The organism is Psychromonas hadalis ATCC BAA-638 (genome assembly GCF_000420245.1).
Classification (GTDB): Bacteria; Pseudomonadota; Gammaproteobacteria; order Enterobacterales; family Psychromonadaceae; genus Psychromonas; species Psychromonas hadalis.
Window position 1 is genome coordinate 1 of the sequence record NZ_ATUO01000231.1, and the last position, 4,024, is coordinate 4,024.

Consider the following 4,024-nt stretch of genomic DNA (forward strand, 5'->3'; position numbering starts at 1 on the left):
ATTTACCCTGCGTAAAACCTGATCATTATATTAAGCGGAATGGTATAAAAGCACTGTTTCCACGATGTAAATAACGGAAAAAGTGCCAGTGAACTATTTTTTCAAACTGCATTCGGTTTTACGAAAACCCACAAAAGGCAGTGGAAAACGTCCTGCTAAATATTGATTTGCATGTACGATACCCACTAACATACTCAGTACAAATGCGAGTACAATATTCGTACCACCCCCGATACTTGCCATGGCAGGGCCGGGGCAAAATCCTGCTAATCCCCAACCAGCACCAAAAATAACCGCGCCCCAAATAAGCGTGCCATCAACAGTCGTATTTGTTGTCCAAGTGAACTTATCACCACTGATTGCATGAGAGCGTTTTTTAATCACTAAATGATAAATAGGAGTAAAAACAGCTAATGCACCACCCATTACAAAAGCAAGGCTAGGGTCCCAATCACCGGTGACATTTAAAAAACCGATCACTTTACTCGGATCGGCCATGCCAGAAATTATCATGCCCGCGCCAAACAAGGCACCTGAAATCCAACCCATTAATATTCTAATTTTTTTTGATTTAGACATCTTAAACTGCTCCAAATAGGCTGCGAATAAAGACCATTACCACCGCTGACGCCATAAAGGTGATGGTTGCATAAATCGAGCGTTTAGAAAAACGTCCCATACCGATAATACCGTGACCACTGGTGCAACCATTACCAAGGCGAGTACCAAAACCGACTAACAAACCCGCTAATGAGACAATCAGGATATTCTCACCGCTAACATCAGGCAGTTCAAAACCGATGGGTGCGACAATTAAAAAGCTTAAAATCATGCCGGTTAAAAAGGCTGCTCGCCAGCTCGATTCATGTTTTTTAGGGCTTAATAATCCACCAATTACGCCACTAATACCCGCTATTTTGCCGCTGAACAACATCAGTAAAGCTACTGAAAGGCCGAGCAGAGCCCCACCGGCGAGTGAAACCCAAGGTGTAAAATTTTCCATCGTTATTCCTACTAGTTTAATTTGAAATTTTATATGCTTATGTAGATGATTCTGGATTTGTAAAAAGATTAAAAGAACAACTTCAGAGGGTGCAGAGGCGCTACACAAGAAAAACTAAAATAGTTTTTATCTGTTTTTTCTTCAACTCTGGGTCTGTGATCTGTTCTTTTTTATTTTTTCCTGAGTTAAATGGTAAGCATGAATGTTTATTCGTCAGGACAGAAGGCGTTCTGCAATGCACTTAATAATAGGCTGACACGGCCATCGGCAAGTGAATAAAAAACTTGCTGTGATTCTTTGCGAATTTTGACGATGTTGTTTTTGCGCAGTACACCCAAATGTTGTGAGAATGCAGATTGGCTCAGTTTGGTATGCTCTCTTAATTCAGAAACGCCCATCTCACCATCAGATAATAGGCACAAAACCACCATTCTGTCAGCGTGTGCCATTAACTTGAGCAGTTCACTTACCTCTGCCGCTTTTTCATGAATCAGTGTTAATTTTTTATTCATTGCTCTCCCCTATTTTTATCTGCTCACTTTACATTTTATAACAATATTAATCAAACTAATTTAGGTGAATATTAATTAGACTTATCTAATTTAGTTAGTTATTATGAACTCGTATTTAATAATTTATATTTAATAATTAGGAGAAGAAAATGATAATTGAAAACGGTATTAAAGTATTAGCGGGTTCGATGATTTTACTATCGGTATTATTAACGCAGTTTGTACACCCTAACTTTATGTGGTTAACGGTGTTTGTTGGTGCCAACTTATTACAAAGTGCTTTTACTGGGATCTGCCCTGCGGTCTTTTTTATGAAGATGTTTGGTTGTAAATCAGGATCTTGTAGCACAGGAAAGTAACAATAAAAGGAGGTAATAGTACTATCTCCTCCTTTGTTTTTTTACCCTTTATTTTATAAACCCTTTGGAAAAACTATGTCTAAAAAAGTATTAATTATTGGTGGTGTCGCTGGTGGCGCATCTGCAGCAGCTCGTGCACGTCGTTTAGATGAATCTGCGCAAATTATCGTCTTTGAGCGTGGCCCACATATCTCTTTTGCAAACTGTGGTTTGCCATATCATATTGGTGGCGAAATCGAACTTCGTGAAAAACTGTTATTACAAACACCTGAAAGCTTTAAAGCGCGTTTTAATGTCGATATTCGGGTACAAAATGAAATTCTAGCCATTAATAAAGAAGCCAAAACAGTCACTGTGCGCGATATTCTTGCAAATAAAGAGTACACAGAATCATACGATGCACTTATTTTAAGTCCGGGTGCCGGTCCATTTGTGCCCCCTATCTCGGGTGTACGTAATCATTTAACATATACGTTGCGTAATATGCCAGATATGGATGCCATCATCGCCTCTATTGAACTCAATAAACCCAAACATGCAACGGTCTGTGGAGGTGGTTTTATTGGCCTTGAGATGGCAGAGGCACTGCGTCATCGTGATATTGCCGTCACCTTGGTTGAGCTTGGTGAACAAGTGATGGCGCCTGTGGATATTGAGATTGCTAATGTATTACATGAAGAGCTTGAGCAGCATGGTATTGATCTGAAATTAGGCAAAGCGTTACAAAAGGTTGGTACAACAACCGTTGCTGATAAATCATTAACATTAACACTTAATGATGGCTCAACACTGCAAACTAACCTGTTAATTATGGCGGTGGGTGTGAAACCTGAAACCTCATTAGCCGTGCAAGCGGGGCTTGAAATTGGTGAGCTGGGTGGTATTAAAGTGAACGAGTTTATGCAAACCAGTGATGATGCCATTTTTGCCGTGGGTGATGCCATTGAAGATCCTGAGTTTGTTACCGGTGATGCAATGCTTGCTCCGTTGGCTGGCCCTGCAAATCGTCAAGGACGTTTGGCTGCTAATGTTATTTTCGGACATCGTGAAACCTATAAAAAAACGCAGGCAACGGCTATCTGTAAAGTGTTTGATCTCGCCGTTGCATCAACGGGATTAAGCGAAAAAGTTTTAAAGCGTAAAAACATTTCCTACGAGAAAGTTTATGTACATGCAATGAGCCATGCGAGTTATTACCCGGGTGCACACCCTGTTAGTTTGAAGCTTCTTTTTAACCCTGAAAACGGCAAAATTTTAGGTGCGCAAGCGGTAGGTAAAGATGGTGTTGATAAACGTATTGATGTGCTTTCGGTGGCACAACGCGCAGGATTAACGGTTTATGACCTACAAGATTTAGAGCTGTGTTACGCGCCACCGTTTGGATCAGCACGTGATGTGGTTAATCAAGCGGGTCTGTTAGCGAGCAATGTAATGAAAGGTGATGAAGTTGTTTTCCATGTTGAAGCGTTGGCTAAAATAACCGATAAGCAACTTTTGATTGATGTACGTACAGAGCAAGAGGTCGATGATATGGGCATGATCCCGGGCGCTATCAATATTCCTGTTGATGATCTACGCGCTAATATACATAACATTCCCAAAGATAAAGAGATCTTAGTGTACTGTCAGGTTGGGTTGCGCGGTCATGTGGCACTACGTTTATTCGCCAACTTAGGTTATAACGTGAAAAACTTAAGCGGTGGTTTTAAAACGTGGAAAGCGTTTAACTACTAAAAGCGTTTAATGACTAATACCATTCCGCATAATATTGTGATCAGGGCTTGTTAAGGAAAAATGATGAAGAGCAAGGCGCATGATTGAGTAATAGCTAGCTATTGCGATTGAATGCAACGTAGCTATTTATTATTTTAACCAACAAGATAGATCAGATACTTATGCGGATTAATGGTATGGACCCTCTCCACTCCACTTACGGCTTCAAATGAGCCAATATAGTAGTGTTAAACATTCTATATACAGCAAAATAGAGAGGGTCACATGAATACTATAACAATCGGGTTAGATATCGCAAAGTCAGCTTTCCATTTAATTTGGATGAATGAATCAGGTAAAGTATTAAAGAAAAAACAGTTAACACGGAAAAAGATGGTGACATATTTTTCTAATTTATCACACTGTATTGTCGTGAT

At 39.9% G+C, this 4,024-nt stretch carries 5 protein-coding genes; 2 read left to right on the forward strand and 3 right to left on the reverse strand.

The features are described 5' to 3' along the window. Positions 1 to 93: 93 nt before the first annotated feature. The 3 genes from G322_RS21290 to G322_RS0117880 all read right to left on the reverse strand — a co-directional run bounded on the left by G322_RS21290 (position 94) and on the right by G322_RS0117880 (position 1,515). Entirely contained in the window at positions 94 to 579 is a 486-nt protein-coding gene (locus G322_RS21290; RefSeq protein WP_022943058.1) for a YeeE/YedE family protein, read from the reverse strand. A 1-nt stretch (position 580) separates the two neighbouring features. Beyond that, positions 581 to 1,003 carry a YeeE/YedE family protein gene (locus tag G322_RS0117875; RefSeq protein ID WP_022943059.1) on the reverse strand — a complete coding sequence of 141 codons (423 nt, stop codon included), beginning with the start codon at positions 1,001 to 1,003 and terminating at the stop codon, positions 581 to 583. Between the two features lie 206 nt (positions 1,004 to 1,209). Next, complete coding sequence (locus G322_RS0117880; RefSeq protein ID WP_022943060.1) at positions 1,210 to 1,515, reverse strand: ArsR/SmtB family transcription factor; 306 nt, start codon at positions 1,513 to 1,515, stop codon at positions 1,210 to 1,212. A gap of 149 nt (positions 1,516 to 1,664) precedes the next feature. On the opposite strand from G322_RS0117880, the gene G322_RS0117885 reads away from it, so the two are divergent. Then, a complete protein-coding gene (locus G322_RS0117885) occupies positions 1,665 to 1,874 on the forward strand; it encodes a YgaP family membrane protein (protein ID WP_022943061.1) in 210 nt (69 codons plus the stop codon). Positions 1,875 to 1,949: 75 nt separating this feature from the next. Continuing rightward, a complete protein-coding gene (locus G322_RS0117890; protein WP_022943062.1) occupies positions 1,950 to 3,608 on the forward strand; it encodes an FAD-dependent oxidoreductase in 1,659 nt (552 codons plus the stop codon). Positions 3,609 to 4,024: the final 416 nt, after the last annotated feature.

Bases quoted from the DNA above. Each gene is read 5' to 3' on its own strand.
- G322_RS0117890 (WP_022943062.1), top strand. From the start codon at position 1,950: ATGTCTAAAAAAGTATTAATTATTGGTGGTGTCGCTGGTGGCGCATCT.
- G322_RS0117885 (WP_022943061.1), top strand. From the start codon at position 1,665: ATGATAATTGAAAACGGTATTAAAGTATTAGCGGGTTCGATGATTTTA.
- G322_RS21290 (WP_022943058.1), bottom strand. From the start codon at position 579: ATGTCTAAATCAAAAAAAATTAGAATATTAATGGGTTGGATTTCAGGT.
- G322_RS0117880 (WP_022943060.1), bottom strand. From the start codon at position 1,515: ATGAATAAAAAATTAACACTGATTCATGAAAAAGCGGCAGAGGTAAGT.
- G322_RS0117875 (WP_022943059.1), bottom strand. From the start codon at position 1,003: ATGGAAAATTTTACACCTTGGGTTTCACTCGCCGGTGGGGCTCTGCTC.